The organism is Rhodococcus sp. DMF-1 (assembly GCF_021441945.1).
In the GTDB taxonomy this organism is placed as follows: Bacteria; Actinomycetota; Actinomycetes; order Mycobacteriales; family Mycobacteriaceae; genus Rhodococcus; species Rhodococcus ruber.
This window is the reverse complement of sequence record NZ_CP090442.1, coordinates 4,506,449-4,524,705: the sequence shown is the minus strand read 5'-3', so window position 1 is coordinate 4,524,705 and position 18,257 is coordinate 4,506,449. Positions and strand designations below refer to the sequence as shown.

17 protein-coding genes and 1 tRNA gene are annotated in these 18,257 nt (G+C 70.9%); 12 read left to right on the top strand and 6 right to left on the bottom strand.

From position 1 onward, the window contains the following. Positions 1-100: 100 nt before the first annotated feature. Entirely contained in the window at positions 101-652 is a 552-nt protein-coding gene (locus tag LZP97_RS20710) for a TetR/AcrR family transcriptional regulator (protein ID WP_010595483.1), read from the bottom strand. A gap of 55 nt (positions 653-707) precedes the next feature. Here LZP97_RS20710 and LZP97_RS20705 point away from each other — a divergent pair, with 55 nt between their 5' ends. From LZP97_RS20705 to LZP97_RS20695, 3 genes are all read left to right on the top strand, one after another. Further along, on the top strand, positions 708-1,736 hold the full coding sequence (locus LZP97_RS20705) for an FAD-dependent monooxygenase (protein ID WP_010595482.1): 1,029 nt from the start codon (positions 708-710) through the stop codon (positions 1,734-1,736). A 138-nt stretch (positions 1,737-1,874) separates the two neighbouring features. Continuing rightward, entirely contained in the window at positions 1,875-3,521 is a 1,647-nt protein-coding gene (locus tag LZP97_RS20700) for an acetolactate synthase (protein WP_017681101.1), read from the top strand. Positions 3,522-4,004: 483 nt separating this feature from the next. Continuing rightward, positions 4,005-4,337 (top strand): hypothetical protein, encoded by a 333-nt coding sequence (locus LZP97_RS20695; protein WP_010595480.1) that lies wholly within the window; start codon positions 4,005-4,007, stop codon positions 4,335-4,337. A gap of 66 nt (positions 4,338-4,403) precedes the next feature. Here the strand turns inward: LZP97_RS20695 and LZP97_RS20690 are convergent. Beyond that, positions 4,404-4,489, bottom strand: a tRNA-Leu gene (locus LZP97_RS20690). 138 nt (positions 4,490-4,627) lie between these two features. On the opposite strand from LZP97_RS20690, the gene LZP97_RS20685 reads away from it, so the two are divergent. The 7 genes from LZP97_RS20685 (at position 4,628) to pknB (ending at position 14,385) form a co-directional block, all read left to right on the top strand. Beyond that, a complete protein-coding gene (locus LZP97_RS20685) occupies positions 4,628-5,959 on the top strand; it encodes an FhaA domain-containing protein (RefSeq protein WP_234574903.1) in 1,332 nt (443 codons plus the stop codon). 160 nt (positions 5,960-6,119) lie between these two features. Beyond that, complete coding sequence (locus LZP97_RS20680; protein WP_010595478.1) at positions 6,120-6,584, top strand: FHA domain-containing protein FhaB/FipA; 465 nt, start codon at positions 6,120-6,122, stop codon at positions 6,582-6,584. Next, positions 6,581-8,014: a PP2C family protein-serine/threonine phosphatase gene (locus LZP97_RS20675; protein ID WP_026137849.1), complete on the top strand. Its 1,434-nt coding sequence runs from the start codon at positions 6,581-6,583 to the stop codon at positions 8,012-8,014. Before LZP97_RS20680 ends, LZP97_RS20675 begins: the two co-directional genes overlap by 4 nt. After that, complete coding sequence (locus LZP97_RS20670) at positions 8,014-9,465, top strand: FtsW/RodA/SpoVE family cell cycle protein (protein ID WP_026137848.1); 1,452 nt, start codon at positions 8,014-8,016, stop codon at positions 9,463-9,465. Before LZP97_RS20675 ends, LZP97_RS20670 begins: the two co-directional genes overlap by 1 nt. Further along, positions 9,462-10,946 (top strand): peptidoglycan D,D-transpeptidase FtsI family protein, encoded by a 1,485-nt coding sequence (locus LZP97_RS20665; RefSeq protein ID WP_010595475.1) that lies wholly within the window; start codon positions 9,462-9,464, stop codon positions 10,944-10,946. Before LZP97_RS20670 ends, LZP97_RS20665 begins: the two co-directional genes overlap by 4 nt. A 2-nt stretch (positions 10,947-10,948) precedes the next feature. Next, a complete protein-coding gene (locus LZP97_RS20660) occupies positions 10,949-12,475 on the top strand; it encodes a serine/threonine-protein kinase (protein ID WP_048771170.1) in 1,527 nt (508 codons plus the stop codon). Beyond that, positions 12,472-14,385 (top strand): Stk1 family PASTA domain-containing Ser/Thr kinase, encoded by a 1,914-nt coding sequence (gene pknB, locus LZP97_RS20655; protein ID WP_010595472.1) that lies wholly within the window; start codon positions 12,472-12,474, stop codon positions 14,383-14,385. The genes LZP97_RS20660 and pknB overlap by 4 nt, the downstream gene beginning before the upstream one ends. A 28-nt stretch (positions 14,386-14,413) precedes the next feature. On the opposite strand, the gene LZP97_RS20650 is transcribed toward pknB, so the two are convergent. Both LZP97_RS20650 and LZP97_RS20645 read right to left on the bottom strand, forming a co-directional pair. Beyond that, positions 14,414-15,070 carry an aminodeoxychorismate/anthranilate synthase component II gene (locus LZP97_RS20650; protein WP_010595471.1) on the bottom strand — a complete coding sequence of 219 codons (657 nt, stop codon included), beginning with the start codon at positions 15,068-15,070 and terminating at the stop codon, positions 14,414-14,416. A 20-nt stretch (positions 15,071-15,090) separates the two neighbouring features. Then, positions 15,091-15,816, bottom strand: a complete 726-nt coding sequence (locus tag LZP97_RS20645) for a DUF881 domain-containing protein (RefSeq protein WP_010595470.1) — start codon at positions 15,814-15,816, stop codon at positions 15,091-15,093. Between the two features lie 129 nt (positions 15,817-15,945). Between LZP97_RS20645 and crgA the strand changes: the two genes are divergently transcribed. Both crgA and LZP97_RS20635 read left to right on the top strand, forming a co-directional pair. Then, positions 15,946-16,209 (top strand): cell division protein CrgA, encoded by a 264-nt coding sequence (gene crgA / locus LZP97_RS20640; RefSeq protein ID WP_003936616.1) that lies wholly within the window; start codon positions 15,946-15,948, stop codon positions 16,207-16,209. Between the two features lie 66 nt (positions 16,210-16,275). Then, complete coding sequence (locus tag LZP97_RS20635; protein WP_040273133.1) at positions 16,276-16,728, top strand: PH domain-containing protein; 453 nt, start codon at positions 16,276-16,278, stop codon at positions 16,726-16,728. On the opposite strand, the gene LZP97_RS20630 is transcribed toward LZP97_RS20635, so the two are convergent. After that, positions 16,713-17,639, bottom strand: coding sequence for a rhomboid family intramembrane serine protease (locus LZP97_RS20630; RefSeq protein WP_040273131.1), 927 nt, complete (start codon positions 17,637-17,639; stop codon positions 16,713-16,715). The two genes, LZP97_RS20635 and LZP97_RS20630, sit on opposite strands and share 16 nt — an antisense overlap. Before the next feature lie 12 nt (positions 17,640-17,651). Next, positions 17,652-18,179 (bottom strand): peptidylprolyl isomerase, encoded by a 528-nt coding sequence (locus tag LZP97_RS20625; protein WP_017682271.1) that lies wholly within the window; start codon positions 18,177-18,179, stop codon positions 17,652-17,654. Positions 18,180-18,257: the final 78 nt, after the last annotated feature.

Here is an 18,257-nt window from a genome sequence, read left to right as displayed (position 1 = left end):
CGCCTGGGGACGACGCAACCAAGGCTATCCTATCCATCCCTAACGGCCCGGTGACCGACCGTTAACACGCGGTTGACGTACGACCACGCGGCGCTCCGCGTCACCGCAGCGCGCGCACCAGCCGGCGAAGGTCCTCGCGCGGGTCGGAGTCCGCATCCTCCGAGGTCAGACGGTGCAGGATCATCCCGTCGAGGTGGTCGGCGAGCATGCGTGCCCCGCCGACCGGATCCGCGGAGCCGAGAGCGGCGAGCACCGTGAGCCCCGTGCCCTGCAGTTCGTCGCGCCGGCGCTGCACGGACCGTCGCAGCGCCGGGGAGGCGCTGGCCTCGACGAACAGTGCGAACCGGGCCCGGGTACGCAGCGCATCGGGACCTGTCGCGAACATCACGTACCCCGCGAGCACGTCGACGAGTTCGTCCTCGGTGCGCGGGAGGTTTCCGCCCCCCAGGACGGCGATGTCGGACCGGTCGCGCTCGACGAGACGGTCGAGGACGCCCTCGAGCAGAGCCCGGCGCGTGCGGAAGTAGTTCGACGTGGAACCGGCCGGCACGCCGGCGGCCGCGTCCACGCCGCGATGGGTGAGCCCGCGCAACCCCTCCCGGCCGAGCAGTTCGATCGCGGCGTCGAGCACCGCGGCGCGTTTGTCGGTCACCCCTCGACACTACAACAGTAGTGACAAGACACTACATACGTAGTAGATTGTCGTCATGACCAGGAGCAACAGCGGCAAGGCCGCGGTCCTCGGCGGCGGAATCGGTGGGCTCACCGCAGCGAACGCACTCGTCCGGCGGGGCTGGCACGTCGACGTCTTCGAGCGTTCCCCCGCGTTGCCGGCGACCGGAACAGCGCTCGGGATGTGGCCGGCCGCGCTCGACGCTCTCGCCTCGGCCGGGCTCGCCGGCGCCGTCGAGCGACTCGGCGTCGCCCTGGACCGCGGTGCGATCGTGCGGCCCGACGGACGTCCGCTGGCGCGGATGCGCACCCGGCGGCCCGCCGTACTGCTCTCGCGGCCGGCGCTGCTGGGCCTGCTCGCCGCGGGCCTGCCCGACGAGGTGCTGCGGCTCGGCCGGGCCGCCCCGCCACTGACCGAGCTCGGCGCCTACGACGTCGTGATCGGCGCGGACGGTCTGGGCAGCCCGACCCGCGACGCCCTCTTCGGCCCGGGCCACCGGCCCGTCCACGCAGGCCTCGCGGCCTGGCGCGGCTGGGTCGACGGCACCGTGGACACCGCGACCGAAACATGGGGCGCGGGCGCACTCTTCGGGATCACTCCCCGCGAGGGCGGCCTGGTCAACTGGTTCGCCGCGGTCCGCGCGCCCGTCGGCACCACCGGCGGCGCCGACGACCTCGTCGCCCGGTTCGGCGACTGGCATCCGGCCGTGCGCGACGTACTCGACCGCCTCGACCCCGCAACCGTGCTCCACCACGAGATCTACCAGTCCCCGCCGTTGCCGTCGTACGTGCGCGGCAACGTCGCGCTGCTCGGCGACGCCGCCCACGCCATGACGCCCAACCTCGGCCGCGGCGCCTGCGAGGCGATCGTCGACGCGGCCACCCTCGCGGGGCTGCTCGCCCGGTTCGAGGTGCCCGAAGCGCTCGGCCGCTACGACCGGGCGCGGCGTCGGACCACCCGGCTCCTCGTGCGGGCGTCGTACGCGGCGAGCCGGGTGGCGACGGCCGAACGCGGGACAGCCCTGCGCGACGCGGTGCTGCGGCTCGCGCCGCAACGGGCGTGACAGTCCACCGACATTCCGATATCGCTTTGTGACACAATACTTTTCGGAGAATCCTCCCGGTCCGGTGCGGACGGCCGGCTCGGGCAGAGTTCACCGAACCCGCCCCACGGCACTGCCCGCACCCGTACCCTTCGCGCCATGAGCCCGGACCTCGAGGGGCACGGCGGCGACCACGCCGCCGCGGTGGCCCGCGCCCACGGTGTCGAGACGATGTTCACCCTCTCCGGCGCGCACGTGTTCCCGCTGTACGACGCCGCGGTCAAGGGCGCGGCACGCATGCGGCTGATCGACGTGCGGCACGAGCAGACGGCGGTGTTCGCCGCGGAGGCCACGGGCAAGCTCCTCCGGCATCCCGGGCTGGCCGTGCTCACCGCCGGGCCCGGGGTGACGAACGGTGTCAGTGCCGTCACCCAGGCGTACTTCGCGGGGTCACCGCTGGTCGTGCTCGGCGGCCGCGCACCCAACGCCCGCTGGGGCACGGGCAGCCTGCAGGAACTCGACCAGCCGCCGCTGCTGTCCACCGTCACCAAGCTGTCCGAGACGGCGAAGACGCTGGACCGTGTGGGTCCGCTGGTCGACGAGGCGTTCAGGGCGGCCCGCGCGTCGCACCGGGGGCCGGCATTCGTGGACGTGCCGATGGACGAACTGTTCGGACGTGCCACGCTGCCGCTGCCGGCGCCACCGGTCGCGGTCCGGCTCGAGCCCGACACGGACTCACAGACGGAGATCGCCACCCTGCTCGCCGGGGCGCAGCGGCCGCTGCTCGTGCTGGGCACCGACGTGTGGGCCGATCACGCCGAGGAGGCGGCGCTGCGATTCGTAGACGAGGTCGGGATCCCGGTGATCACCAACGGCATGGGCCGCGGCGTGGTCCCCGGTGGACACCCGCTGCTCGTCACCAAGGCTCGCGGCACCGCGGTAGGGACCTGCGATCTGGCGATCGTCGTGGGCACGCCGCTGGACTTCCGCCTCGGCTACGGCCGGTTCGGTGGACGCGACGGCGCACCCGCGGCCCGGGTGGTGCACGTGGCCGACGAACCGGGGCAGGTGTCGGCACACGCCGAACTCGCCGCCTCGGTGTCCGGCGATCTCACGGCCTGCCTCGACGGCATCCTCTCGGCGCTGCCCTCGCGTCCGGACACGGAGACCTGGGTGCGAAGCCTGCGCGAGGAGGCGACGGCCGCGGCCCAGCGCGACGCCGCCCTCCTGGCCGCCGACACCGACCCGATCCACCCGGCCCGGATCTACGGGGAACTGCTGCCGCGACTGGCCGACGACGCCGTGATCATCGGCGACGGCGGCGACTTCGTGTCGTTCGCGGGCAAGTTCGTCGAACCGAGACGGCCCGGCCAGTGGCTCGATCCCGGGCCGTACGGATGCCTCGGCGCCGGGCTCGGCGCGGCCGTCGCGGCGCGCGTGGCACGGCCGGCGAGTCAGGTGGTGCTGTTGCTCGGCGACGGCGCGGCCGGGCTGTCCCTGATGGACCTCGACACCCTGGTGCGGCACGAACTTCCCGTGGTGATCGTGGTGGGGAACAACTCGGCGTGGGGGCTGGAGAAGGGTCCGATGCAGCTGCTGTACGGCTACGACGTGGCCGCCGACCTGGCGCCGGGCACGCGGTACGACCTGGTGGCGACGGCGCTCGGGGCGGGCGGCGAGCTGGTGACGGATCCGCGGGAACTCGGCCCGGCCCTGGACCGGGCGTTCGCGTCCGGGGTGCCGTACCTGGTGAACGTGCTGACGGACGTCACAGCGGCGTACCCGCGGGGGACCACCGGAATCTGAGCGCGGGCGAAACCTGCCGGGCTGTGGACAACTTCGGGGTTGTCCACAACGGCGGTGAGCGGGCGGATTCCGCGTCCAGCGGGAGGTTGTCGTCGAACCCACTCGGCCGACGCCGCGAGATCCTCCCGCTCGGCTCACGGCAGGCTGCGGGGCGTCTCGCGGGTCAGTCGACATCCCCGTCCCACGGGAACGTGACAACCCCACAAATAACAACTGACCGCAGCGAATAAATCAGCTGCGGTCAGCGGTATCGAAAGGGTAACAGGCAGTTGTTAGGGTAAGGAAACAAAAGTTCCGTGAAGTGAGTCACAGCGGGTTTGACTCTGCCCTCCAGCGGGAACCACCGCCGGAAGCGGTTGCGCAGAGACGTCCGTCACGTGGCGACTTGTTGAACACTCAACCGACTGGGAAAACGTCCCGAATCGGGCACAACAGACCATGCATCCTGCATGTAATCCGTCCGGGGATGCCAGACTGCTCGCCATGAGCACGACCCGCACTGCACATCGCACGACAACCCCGTCCTCGCCCCACGGCGCGACGAGCCTGACGGATCTCGCGGCCACCGCCGACGAGCACACCGTCGCCGACGTCCACCAGGGACAGGTGTTCCTCGGCATCCTCCATCGCGAGAACGACAGCGTCACCGCGGCACTCGCCACCGCCGAGACCTGCGCGCGGATCGAACGCGGCAGCGGCTCCGTCGCCGCAGCACAGCGGTACGAGGCGGAGGTCCGGAAGTTGCGCGAGACCCAGCGGGAGCTGCACTGCATGATTGCGAACCTGCGGACGCGCTTCGCGACGGCCGGCTCCTGAACCGAACGCACCGAGCGACCGGAGAACGACTCGGGCCCCCGATCCGCGAGGATCGGGGGCCCGATGTGGTGGGCGAAGGGGGACTTGAACCCCCACGTCCCGAAGGACACTGGCACCTGAAGCCAGCGCGTCTGCCATTCCGCCACTCGCCCGAGCGACTGGAAAACAGTAACACACCCCCTCGGCGAACAACGATTCGCCTGCGCAGAGGCCCTTTCCGGGCGATGCGCCGGACCGCGGCGGCGGGGGCGCCCCCTCCACCGGGCCGGATCGGACGAAAAGTCGATACCATGCAGAAGCGAGCTCTGCATTGCGACACGCAGACCGGAAAGGGGGTCGCCGTGGGTATCGCGCAGCGATTCGAACGCAAGCTGCAGGCTGCCGTCAGCGACGTGTTCGCGCGCGTCTTCGGTGGCGGCGTCGTTCCGCAGGAAGTGGAGGCCGCGCTCCAACGCGAGGCCACGGACGGCGTCCAGCAGCTCGACCGGGGCCACACGCTGGCTCCCAACCGGTACGTGATCACGATCAGCGAATCCGATCACGAAGCCCTCGCCGCGGATCGGGACTTGACGGTGAAGGCGTTCGCGCGTCACCTTGAGGACTTCATCCGCGAGCAGGGGTGGCAGACCTACGGTCAGATCCAGGTCGGATTCGAGTCGTCGGCGGCGCTGCACACCGGGCAGTTCCGCACGCACGGGTCGGTCGACCCCGACGTCGGGCGCGCCCCGGCCTCACGGACACCGCACCACCGTTCAACCGTGACCCCCGACCCAGGAGTTGGCTCGATGACGCAGAACCCAGGCTACGACCCAAGCCGTGACCCCGCCGAGAGCGCCGAGCCGCAGTACGCGCGGAACGGTCACACGCACGTAGGCCAGGATCAGCGCTACCAGCAGGGCCAGCGGAACGGCGGGGCGTACCCCTCCGCGCAGGCACCGTACGGCGGTGAGCAGGGCGGCTACGACGCCGGCGGATACGACCAGCAGGGCTACGGCGCGCCCGGCGGGCACGAGGAGCGGGGCTACGGCGAAGACCGAGGTTACGGCGGCTACTCCGGACAGGCGTACAGCCAGGACTATGGGCGCGACTACTCCCCGCAGTACCCGTCCCAGCAGGCCTACGGCGACGACCGCTACCAGGGCGGATACGCCCAGCCCGGTGGTTACGACCAGGGCTACCCGGATCAGGGGTACGGCCAGCAGGGCTATGCCGGACAGGGCTACCCCGACCAGGGGTATGCGGATCCGGGTTACGGCCAGCAGGGCTACCCCGAGCAGGGGTACGCAGACCAGGGCTACGGTGCCGGCGCGTACCAGCCCCCGCAGGCCGGCCGGGTGCTGACCGCGACGCTCCAGCTCGAGGACGGCAGCGGACGCTACTACCAGCTCCGGGAGGGCAGCAACATCGTCGGACGTGGGCAGGACGCCCAGTTCCGGCTGCCGGACACCGGCGTCTCCCGCCGCCACATCGACATCCGCTGGGACGGGCAGGTGGCCATGCTCTCGGATCTCGGCTCGACCAACGGCACCACCGTCAACGGTGCATCCGTGCAGGACTGGCAGCTCGCCGACGGCGACGTGATCCGGGCGGGTCACTCGGAGATCCTGGTGCGCATTCTCTGAGCGCCGAGGACCGAGACCCGATCGGAACCGGCCCGAGACCCATCCGACGCGTCGGCAACGCGCCGGACGATGCGTCTCGTCGCCCGGGGTCCGTATTGTGGGTGACCGCAGCGCACCGGACGACACCGCACCGGGCCGATACGCAGAAGGAGGGCGAGCCGTGCAGGGGCTGATTCTGCAGCTGACCCGGGCGGGGTTCCTGCTCCTGCTGTGGTTGTTCATCTGGGCGATCCTGCGCACGCTGCGGTCGGACATCTACGCCGGTGCCGCACGTCCGGTCCCGCGCTACTCGCCGCGCAACCAGTCGGTGCTGCCGTCGCTGGGCCGGGGCAAGTCGGCGAAGTACCTGGTGGTGACCCAGGGCGCGCTCGCAGGCACCCGCATCACGCTCGGTTCCCAACCGGTCCTGATCGGCCGGGCCGACGACTCGACCCTCGTCCTCACCGACGACTACGCCTCCACCCGGCACGCCCGCCTGTCGCCCCGCGGGTCGGACTGGTACGTCGAGGATCTGGGCTCGACCAACGGCACGTATCTGGACCGCGCCAAGGTCACCACCGCCGTCCGCGTACCCCTGGGCACTCCTGTCCGGGTCGGGAAGACCGTGATCGAGCTCCGCCCGTGACCCTTGTACTGCGATACGCCGCCCGGAGCGACCGTGGCCTGGTTCGTTCCAACAACGAAGATTCCGTGTACGCGGGGGCCCGCCTGCTCGCCCTCGCCGACGGCATGGGCGGTCACGCCGCCGGAGAAGTCGCCTCGCAGCTGATGATCGCGGCGCTCGCCCACCTCGACGACGACGAACCCGGCGGGGACCTGCTCGGCAAGCTCGCCGCCGCCGTGCGCGAGGGCAACGCCGCCATCGCGGATCAGGTCGAGGAGGAACCCGAACTCGACGGCATGGGCACCACGCTCACCGCCATCCTCTTCGCCGGCAGCAAACTCGGCCTCGCCCACATCGGCGATTCGCGCGCCTACCTGCTGCGCGACGGCCAGCTGACCCAGATCACCCGCGACGACACCTTCGTGCAGTCCCTCGTCGACGAGGGGCGCATCACGCCCGAGCAGGCGCACAGCCACCCACAGCGCTCGCTCATCATGCGTGCCCTCACCGGCAGCGAGGTCGAACCGACCCTCACCGTGCGCGAGGCACGCGCCGGCGACCGCTACCTCATCTGCTCCGACGGCCTGTCCGACGTCGTCAGCGACGAGACCATCGCCGACACCATGAGCGAAGGCACGCACGACGAGTGCGCCGATCGGCTCATCGAACTCGCCCTGCGCAGCGGCGGCCCCGACAACGTCACCGTCGTCGTCGCCGACGTCATCGATCTCGACTACGGCCAGAGCCATCCGATCGTCGCCGGCGCCGCGTCGGGGGACGACGAGGACACCCCGCCGCCGAACACCGCCGCGGGCCGCGCCGCCGCGATGCGTCCGCCGCGCGCCACGCCCAAGCGTGTCGTCGCGCAGAAGGATCCCGAGCCCGCGCGCAGACGCAGCCGGATGTGGTGGCCGCTCGTCTCGATCGTGGTGCTCGGGCTGCTCGTCGCGGGTGCGGCCGTGGGCCGGACGATGATCCGCAGCTACTACTACGTCGGCGACGACGACGGCCGCGTCACGGTGCTGCGCGGCGTGCCCGGCAGCGTCCTCGGCTACTCCCTGCAGGAACAGTCCCTCGTCGGCTGTCTCGCGGACGACGGAACCTTGACCCTGACCTCCCCGCAGGAGGCGGACTGCCGCGTCATGCTGGTCGACGATCTGCAGCCGGCGGCCCGCGAACAGGTGCGGGCGGGCCTGCCGTCGGGGTCTCTCGACGACGCGCGCACGCAGATGAACCGGCTCGCGGAGAACGACCTGCTCCCGGTGTGCGTCGAGGAACAGCCGGCTCCCGAGCCCGCACCGGCGCCGGCGCCCCCACCGGCTCCCGCGCCGGCCCCGACGGCCGCTCCCGCGTCGGAACCCGCACCCCCCGCCGAGACAACCGCCCCGGCCCCGGCGCCCGAGCCGACGGTCCCGCAGGTGCCGGGCCAGAACTGCCGGGTGGGCGCCTGATGTCGGTGTCCCACGCACCCGGAGCCTCCTTCCCCAGTCCCCCCGGAGGCTTCGCCCCGGCTCCCGCCGTGTCCACGCGGCGGAACACGGAGCTGCTGCTCATCGTCGCCGCCATCGCGATCACCACGGTGTCGCTGATGCTGGTCGAAGCCAGCCAGGAACAGACCCTGACCATGGACCTGGCCAAGTACGGGCTGACGTACGCGGTGCTGTTCCTCGCCGCGCACCTGGCGGTGCGCCGGTTCGCGCCCTACGCCGACCCGCTGCTGCTGCCGATCGTCGCGCTGCTCAACGGCCTGGGACTGGTCCTGATCCACCGACTCGACCTCGCCGACGAGGAGAACGCGCGCTACCTCGGTCAGCCGATCCCCTCCCCCGACGCCAACCAGCAGGTGCTGTGGACGGCGCTCGCCATCGCCGGCTTCGTCGCGGTGCTGGCGCTGCTGCACGACTACCGGCTCCTCGCCCGGTTCAGCTACACCCTGGGCCTGATCGGTCTCGTCGCGCTCGCCGTCCCGGCCCTGCTGCCGTCCCGCTTCTCCGAGGTCAACGGCGCCAAGATCTGGATCAAGCTGCCCGGATTCAGCATCCAGCCCGGCGAGTTCGCCAAGATCCTGCTCATCATCTTCTTCGCGTCCGTGCTGGTGGCCAAGCGCGACCTGTTCACCACCGCCGGCAAACACGTGCTCGGCATGGACTTCCCCCGCGCCCGCGACCTGGGCCCGATCCTCGCGGCGTGGATCCTCTCGATCGGCGTCATGGTGTTCGAGAAGGACCTCGGCACGTCGCTGCTGCTGTTCGGCACGGTGCTGGTGATGCTGTACATCGCGACCGAACGGGTGGGCTGGCTGCTCGTCGGGGGCGCCCTGCTCGTCGTCGGCTTCTACTTCGCGTACCAGATGTTCGGGCACGTGCGGGTGCGCGTGGAGACCTGGCTCGACCCGCTGGCCGACTACAACAACACCGGCTACCAGATCTCGCAGTCGTTGTTCGGTCTCGCCACCGGGGGCGTCGCCGGCACCGGGCTCGGCAGCGGACGTCCCGCGCAGGTGCCGTTCGCCAAGACCGACTTCATCGTCGCCACGATCGGTGAGGAACTCGGGCTCATCGGCCTCAGCGCCATTCTCGTCCTCTTCCTGATCCTCATCACGCGGGGATTGCGCACCGCGCTCGCCGTCCGCGACAGTTTCGGCAAGCTGCTGGCCGCCGGACTGTCGTTCACCATCGCGATCCAGTTGTTCGTCGTCGTCGGCGGCGTCACCAAGCTGATCCCGCTCACCGGTCTCACCACACCGTTCATGTCCTACGGCGGCTCGTCGCTGCTGGCGAACTACCTCCTGCTGGCGCTGCTGGTGAAGATCTCCAACGCGGCCCGCGAGCCCGCCGCCCCACGCAAGAAGGCACCGCCACCGATCGCGGACGCGCCGACGGAAATGCTGGGGCGCGGATGAACACACCGCTCCGCAAAGTCGCGATGGCGGTGATGTTCATGGTCGTCGCGCTGCTTGCCAACGCCACCTACGTCCAGGTCATCAAAGCCGACGACCTGCGCACCGACCCGCGCAACTCGCGGGTGCTCATCGACGAGTACTCGCGTCAGCGCGGCCAGATCTCCGCGAGCGGACAGGTCCTGGCGGTGTCGGTCCCCACCGACAGCCGCTACAAGTACCTGCGCACGTACCCGGCCGCCCCCGAGCAGCCGATGAGTCCGCTCGCCTACGCACCGGTGACCGGGTTCTACTCGATGCAGTACGGCAGCACCGGGCTCGAGCGCACCGAGGACGAGGTGCTCAACGGGTCCGACAACCGGCTGTTCGGCCGGCGCTTCTTCGATCTGGTCTCCGGACGGGATCCTCGCGGCGGCAACGTGGTCACCACCATCGACCCTGTCATGCAGCAGGTGGCGTACGACGAACTCACCGCCAAGGGCTACACCGGCTCGGTCGTCGCCATCGAGCCCAGCACCGGTCGCATCCTGGCGATGGTGAGCACCCCGAGCTACGACCCCAACCGGCTCTCCGGCCACGACGGCGCCGCCACCTCGCAGGCGTGGGAGGAACTCAACGCCGACCCCGACAAACCGATGCTCAATCGCGCCATCTCGCAGACCTACCCGCCGGGCTCGACCTTCAAGGTCGTGGTGACCGCCGCGGCCCTCGCTGCGGGCACCACCCCCGACGACCAGTTCACCGCCGCGCCCAACATCACGCTGCCCGACACCGCGACCACCCTGGAGAACTACGGCGGCGCGACGTGCGGTGGCGGCCCTACGGCCTCCCTGCGCGAAGCCTTCGCCCGCTCCTGCAACACCGCCTTCGTCGAGATGGGCATCGAGACCGGCAAGGAGGCCCTCGCCGAGCAGGCGGAGGCCCTCGGTGTCGGGGAGTCCGTGGAGATCCCCGTCCCCGTCGCGGCGAGCACGATCGGGCCGATCCCCGACGGCGCCGCGCTGGGCCAGTCCAGCATCGGCCAGCGTGACGTCGCACTCACCCCGCTGCAGAACGCCGTGATCGCCGCCACCATCGCCAACGGCGGCGTCCGGATGCAGCCGCACCTGGTGTCCCAGCTGCAGTCGCCGGACCTGTCGGTGCTGGCGGAGACCTCACCGGTCTCGGCCGGGCAGGCCATGTCACCGCAGGTCGCGGCCACCCTGACCGACCTGATGATCGGATCCGAGAACTTCTCCGGCGGCGAGGGCAAGATTCCGGGGGTCCAGATCGCGTCGAAGACCGGCACCGCCGAGCACGGCGACGATCCCCGTAACACTCCCCCGCACACGTGGTATATCGCCTTTGCGCCTGCCCAGCAGCCCACTGTTGCCGTGGCGGTCATCGTGGAGGACGGCGGCGATCGCGCTCTCGCCGCCACGGGAGGCTCGGTTGCCGCGCCGATCGGACGTGCCGTGATCGCGGCGGGAATGCAGAGAGGCTGATTATGGCTTTGCACAGCGGCGCCATGATCGCCGACCGTTACCGGCTGCAACGGCTCATCGCCACCGGTGGCATGGGACAGGTGTGGGAAGGGCTCGACACCCGCCTCGACCGCCGGGTGGCGGTGAAGGTCCTCAAGGCCGAACTCTCCGGCGACGCGGACTTCCTGACCCGATTCCGGTTCGAGGCGCGCACCACCGCCCAGCTCAACCACCCCGGCATCGCGGGCGTGTTCGACTACGGCGAGACCACCGACGCCGAGGGACAGTCCATTGCGTACCTGGTGATGGAACTGGTGCACGGCGAACCCCTCAATGCCGTGCTCGCCCGGGTGGGCCGCCTGTCGCTGCCGCACACCCTGGACATGCTCGAACAGACCGGCCGGGCGCTGCAGGCGGCGCACGACGCCGGAGTCGTGCACCGCGACGTCAAGCCCGGGAACATCCTCATCACCCCCACCGGCCAGGTCAAGATCACCGACTTCGGCATCGCCAAGGCCGTCGACGCGTCACCGGTGACGCGCACCGGGATGGTCATGGGCACCGCCCAGTACATCGCCCCCGAGCAGGCCCTCGGCCAGGAGGCGACGTCGGCAAGCGACGTGTATTCGCTCGGCGTCGTCGGATACGAGGCCCTCGCCGGCCGGCGGCCGTTCCTCGGCGACAGCGTCGTCACCGTCGCGATGAAGCACGTGCAGGAGACCCCCGCTCCGCTGCCCACCGACCTGCCGGCGGGGGTGCGTGAGCTCATCGAGATCGCCATGACGAAGGACCCCGCGCACCGGTACACGAGTGGCGGCGAGTTCGCCGACGCCGTCGCCGCGGTGCGTTCCGGGCGATCGGTGCCGCCGCCGGGCAACGTGCCGCCGGTCACCGGTGCCACGCGGATCCTGCCGCCGGGGGTGCCGGGCACGACGTCCCCGGCTGCGACCCGCGCGCTCGGTCCGACCCCGCCGCCGCCGCCGTCGCGGCCGTACTACGCCCCGGCGTTCGCGAACGGCGGGGACCAGCCACCCACCGGCCCCGCCCCGTCCGGCGACAAACGCTCACCGAGCCCGAAGGCCATCGCCTGGGCGGCCGGGGCGGCCGTGGCGCTCGCACTCGTTGCGCTGGCGCTGGTGCTGCTGGGCGGCGACAATTCCGGGGACGCGGGCCCCGCACGGTCCACGACCACGCAGGCACCGACGACCACCACCCGTGCCACGACGACGACCACGCGGCCGCCGCGGACCACCACCACGACGGTGGAGCCGACGACGACGGCGCCCCCGACCACGACGCAGGCACCCACGACCACCCCCGAGCCGACGACGACCACCCCGCCGCCGACGACGACGACGGAGGCGCCGACCACCACCACGGCGCCCACCACCACCACGGCCGCCACCACGACGACAGCCGCCACCACGACGACGGCCGAGACGACCACGACCACCGTCTCCCTGCCGGACGACGGTGACGGCGGTCTCGAACCCGGAGCCATCGACAACCCGTTCACCCCGCTCGAGCCAGTCACCCGAGGACAGTCATGACCACACCCCGCAAGCTCTCTTCCCGCTACGAATTGGGTGAGATCCTCGGCTTCGGTGGCATGTCGGAGGTACACCTGGCCCGGGATCTGCGGCTCGACCGCGACGTGGCGATCAAGGTGCTGCGCGCCGATCTCGCCCGCGACCCCACGTTCTATCTCCGGTTCCGCCGCGAAGCCCAGAACGCCGCGGCGTTGAACCATCCGGCGATCGTCGCCGTGTACGACACCGGTGAGGCGGAGACCGAGTCCGGCCCGCTGCCGTACATCGTCATGGAGTTCGTCGAGGGCGACACGCTGCGCGACATCGTGCGCTCCCAGGGGCCGATGACCCCGAAGCGGGCCATGGAGGTCGTGGCGGACGTGTGCGCCGCCCTCGACTTCAGCCACCGCAACATGATCGTCCACCGCGACGTCAAACCCGCCAACGTCATGATCACCCGTTCCGGCGCGGTGAAGGTGATGGACTTCGGCATCGCCCGGGCCATCTCCGACGCCGCGAGCCCGATGACGCAGACCGCCGCGGTGATCGGCACCGCCCAGTACCTGTCGCCGGAACAGGCCCGCGGCGAGCAGGTGGACGCCCGTTCCGACGTGTACTCGGTCGGCTGCGTCCTGTTCGAGATCCTCACCGGCAAGCCGCCGTTCCAGGGTGATTCCCCCGTGGCCGTCGCGTACCAGCACGTCCGCGAGGACCCGCCGCTGCCGTCGTCGGTGAACTCCGCCGTCCCGCCGGAGCTGGACTCGGTGATCCTCAAGGCGATGGCGAAGAACCCCGCCAACCGGTACCAGAGTGCCGCCGAGATGCGCAGCGACCTGATCCGCGTGCTGAGCGGCCAGAAGCCCAGCGCACCGATGGTGATGACCGACGAGGACCGCACCACCATCCTCGGGGCCGTCGACGGTGCCGGGACACCCCGCAACGGCGCGGACCGCGGTCCCGCCGGAGCCGCTGCCGGCGGGACCGTGGCGACGCCTCAGCGCTCCCGGGTCCTGCGCAACACCTTGCTGGGCCTGGCGGCGGTCGTGATCGTCGGCATCGTCGGGGTGTTCCTGTGGACGTCGGGCCCGGGATCGAGCGCCGCGCAGATCCCCGTCCCCGACGTGCGCAACCTTGCCGCGGAGATCGCGGAGAGCAGGCTGCAGGATGCCGGGTTCGAGGTCTCGGTGCAGATGAAACCCGACGCCGTGGTCGCCTCCGGGAACGTCGTCAACACCCGGCCGGTCGCCGGAGTCCAGGCCGAGGAGGGCAGCACCGTCACCCTCGAGGTCTCGAGCGGCCCCGAACAGGTGCAGATCCCGCGGCTGGCGGGCATGAACCAGCAGGAGGCGCTGCAGGCCCTGACCGACGCCGGACTGCGCCTCGATCCGAACGTGGCCCGCGCACCGTCGTCGTCGGCCGAACGCGACACCGTCGTCGACCAGAGCCCCGCTCCGGGAGCCGACGCCGACCGCGACAGCGCGGTGCGGGTGACGCTCGGCAGCGGACCCGAGCAGATCCGCGTGCCCAACGTCGTGGGTCAGGCCACCGAGGTGGCGCGCGACAACATCGAGGCCGCCGGTTTCACCGTCGTGGTCGACGAGATCGACTCGAGCCAGCCGGCCGGGACGGTGGTGTCGAGCAGCCCGGCGGGCGGCACCAGCGCGACGGAGGGCGACACGGTCACCATCCAGGTGTCCAACGGCAACCGCATCGAGATGCCCGCGTTGACGAACAGGACGGTGTCCGAGGCACTGGCGGAACTGCGGGCGGCCGGCTGGACGGGCTCGCCGGCCCAGCTCGTGCAGAACCGCGAGGCCACCCTCGACCCGGAGCTGGTGGGTAAGGTCATCGCCCAGCAGCAGCCGCCGGGGTCGGAGATCTCCAAGTCGGAGACCCTCACCGTGGGTGTGGGCGTGCTGGGTATCCGCTGAGCTGCGGCTCGGGTGCCGTGCGGACGGCTCAGGCGACGCCCCCGGCGAGCGCCTGAGCCACTTCCGCCTCGAGACGGGCGACCAGCTGTTCGTCCGGCGCCTCGCCGCACACGCCGAGCCAGTTCGCGAGCATCCGGTGGCCGCCCTGCGTGAGGACCGATTCCGGGTGGAACTGGACGCCGTGGATGGGCAGCTCGCGATGCCGGAGGGCCATGACGATGCCGCTCTCGGTGAATCCGGTGGGGACGAGCTCGTCCGGCAGCGTGTTGGGCAGCACCGTGAGCGAGTGGTAGCGCGTCGCGGTGAACGGATCCGGCAGGCCGGCCAGCACACCGGTGCCGTCGTGCCAGACCGAGCTGGTCTTGCCGTGCAGCAGCTCGGGGGCCCGGTCCACGGTCGCACCGAAGGCGGCACCGATCGCCTGATGGCCGAGGCAGACCCCGAGCAGCGGCGTGCCCGCGTCGGCGCAGGCCCGCACGAGGTCCATGCTCGCACCGGCGCGCTGCGGCGTGCCCGGCCCGGGGCTCAGGAGGATGCCGTCGAACTCGGCCGCGATCCGGTCCGCGGCACCGGTGAGTCGCTCGTCGTCGTTGCGCCAGACTTCGGCCCGCGTCCCGAGCTGCCCCAGGTACTGCACGAGATTGAAGACGAAGCTGTCGTAGTTGTCGACGACGAGGATGCGCATGCGGAAAGGGTACCGACCCGTCAACGCAGCGTTGCTCCGCCCGTGTAGGCCGGTACCGACAACGACTCCGACGACTGCTGCGTGTAGCCCAGCCCGTAGCGCGCCGCGTACTGCTTGTACACGCGGATGCCCGGCTCGGCCGCCAGGGCGGCCTCGAGTCGCGCCGGGTCGCCCAGCGCGGTGATCACGTACGGCGGAGAGTAGGTACGGCCGTGCAGCAACAGGGTGTTGCCGATGCAGCGCGGTGCCGACGTCGCCACGAGCCGCTGATCCTGCATCGCGATCGCCTCGGCCCCGCCGGCCCACATCGCGTTGAGCACGCTCTGCACGTCCTGCTGGTGCACCACGAGATCGTCGGGCGACGCATCCGTCGGATACCTGCCGTCGGCGCCGCGCGGCGCATCGGTGAGGCTCACGGTGACCCCGGGGCCACGCCGTGCGGTCAGGCCGGCCGGATCCTCGAGAGCGACGGTGTCGGCGAGCACCGCGGCGACGTCGTCGTCGGTGGCCGCGGCCTGCGCCTGCAACTCGGTGACGCGTCCCGCGAGGTCGTCGCGGGTGGCGGCGAGCTCGTCCGACTTGGCCTGCGCTGCCCGCACGAGGTCGGACAGCCGCGCGGAGTCGCTCACGCGCAGTTCCTCGCCGTCGGAGACCCCGCGGGTGGTGCCGAGCAGCAAACCGGCGAGCAGGCACACGGCCAGCGCGGCGGCAGTCCACCCGAGCGCGCGGGCCCGGCCGTCCGACACGTGGACCCTCCGTTCCGGATTCTGCGTTAGCGTGTACTCACACTGGTAGTACACGCACTGGTAGTACACGCCAGGTAGCTGCCCAACCTACCTGTCCGCCCCGCGCGGTACCGCACAAACGAGGACGTCATGCCCAAGTCGAAGGTCCGGAAGAAGACCGACTACACGATCAACCCGGTGAGCCGCACCCCCGTGAAGGTGAAGGCGGGACCGTCGAGCACCTGGTACGTCGCGGTGATGCTCGGCTTCATGCTGATCGGCCTGGCCTGGCTGGTGGTCTACTACCTCGCGGCCGAGCAGATCTCGTGGATGAACGACCTCGGCGCGTACAACTTCCTCATCGGTTTCGGGTTCATGATCGTCGGCCTGATCATGACCATGAGGTGGCGGTGAGGTTACAGGAGTGTAGTTCATCCCCACCTGTGGACAAACCTGTGGACGAACTGGGGAAAGCTCCCCGTGTCCGGTGAACAACCCCTGCGCTGGTCCACGCCCCCGCTCGCGATCGTCGCGCTGGCGGTGGGCGGCGTCGTGCTCGCGGTGGCCGCGGCGACGACTCCCGATCCTGCCGGCCGCACCCTCGTCGGGCTCGCGGCCGCGATCGCACTCGTCGTCGCGGCACTCGCGGCCCGGCAGCGCCCGCGGCTCGAGGTGCTTCCCGAAGGCGCCGGACTGGCCGTCACCCGCCTGACGGGACGACGCGAGCTGCCCCGCGCAGCCCTGACGCGGGTACGGATCGTCGCGTATCCGCGGCTCGGCCGGCGGGTCCCCATGCTGGAGATCGACGTGCGCGACACCCAGGGCGACGAGCAACTGCTCATCTTCGGGCGCTGGGACCTGGGTACCGATCCCCGCACGGTGTACGACGCACTCGCGGTGCGGGGACTGGCGCCGGATCAGACGCCGAGCTGAGCCCGCAGGCGCAGGACGGCCAGGGCGAGGACCAGCACGGTGACCACCGTGACGCCCCCCAGCGCGAGCCATCCCGTCCGGACGAAGCGGGCGCGGTCGTCGCCCGCGCCCAGTGCGCGCGGGGCGAACAACAGTGCCGCCGTCGCCGCCGCACCCGCGGCCAGGCCGCCGAGGTGTCCCCACAGGGAGATGCCGGGGATGGTGATGCTGATGACGACGTTGAGGACGACGATCGCCAGCACCGGCGCGGGGCTGCGCCGCAGCCGCATCAGGATCACCGCCTGCGCTCCCAGCAGGCCGAACACGGCGCCGGAGGCGCCGGCAGTGACGGCGCCGGTCTCGAGCAGCATCACTGCCGCGGATCCGCCGAGGATCGACACCAGGTAGACGGCCAGGTACCGGAGCCGGCCGAGGACGAGTTCGGTGTCCCGTCCGATCACGTACAGCGCGAACATGTTGACCGCGAGGTGCAGCACCCCGAAGTGCAGGAATCCGCTGCCCAGCACCCGGATGTACTCGTCGCGAGCGGCGATCATCGGCGGCCACAGCGCCCACTCGAAGAACAGGCTCGACGAGCGCTCGTTGTTCATCACGCTGCCGGACTGGGCCGCGGTGATCGCGAAGATTGCGGTGTTCAGCGCGATCAGGATGTACGTCACGAGCGGGGTGTTCGCCTGCGACCGGACGGGCGCGCCCGCGACGGTGCGGGCCTGCGGGACATCACGTCGAGCGGCCCCGACGCAATCGACGCACTGCTGACCCACCGCGGCGGACCGCAGGCAGTCGGGGCAGGCCGGTCGTCCGCATCGGCTGCACGAGAGCAGGGTCGGGCGATCGGGATGCCGGACGCACCGCGGCTGGGGCGGGTGGCCGCCCCCGCCGGCCGCGTGGCCCCAGCCGGGGTTCGTCATGTTCGGTCTCTCTCAGGAAATGGTGATGCTGTCGATGACGACCGGCTCGACCGGACGGTCCGCACGGTCCGTCGCCGTCGTGGCGATCGCGTCGACGACCTTCCTCGACGCGTCGTCGGTGACCTCACCGAAGATCGTGTGGCGCCGGTTCAGGTGCGGGGTCGGTCCGACGGTGATGAAGAACTGCGAACCGTTGGTGCCCGGTCCGGCGTTGGCCATCGCGAGCAGGTAGCCGCGGTCGAACTGCAGCTCGGGGTGGAACTCGTCGCCGAACTGGTAACCCGGGCCGCCGCGGCCGGTGCCGGTCGGGTCGCCGCCCTGGATCATGAAGCCGTCGATGACGCGGTGGAAGACCGCACCGTCGTAGAACGGGCCGCTGGTCTCGCCCTTGGCGTTCTCGGTCTTGTACTCCTTGGTGCCGTTCGCGAGGCCGACGAAGTTCTCGACGGTCTTCGGGGCGTGGTTGCCGAAGAGCTCGATCACGATGTCGCCGCGGTTGGTGTGCAGAGTCGCGGTTGCAGTCTTTTGAGGTGAAGTCACTCCTCCATCGTGCCATCCGGGTCCGCGACACCGGAGCGGTCCGTCTCTCATACCCCAGGAGTGAGGTTTCGCTGTGCA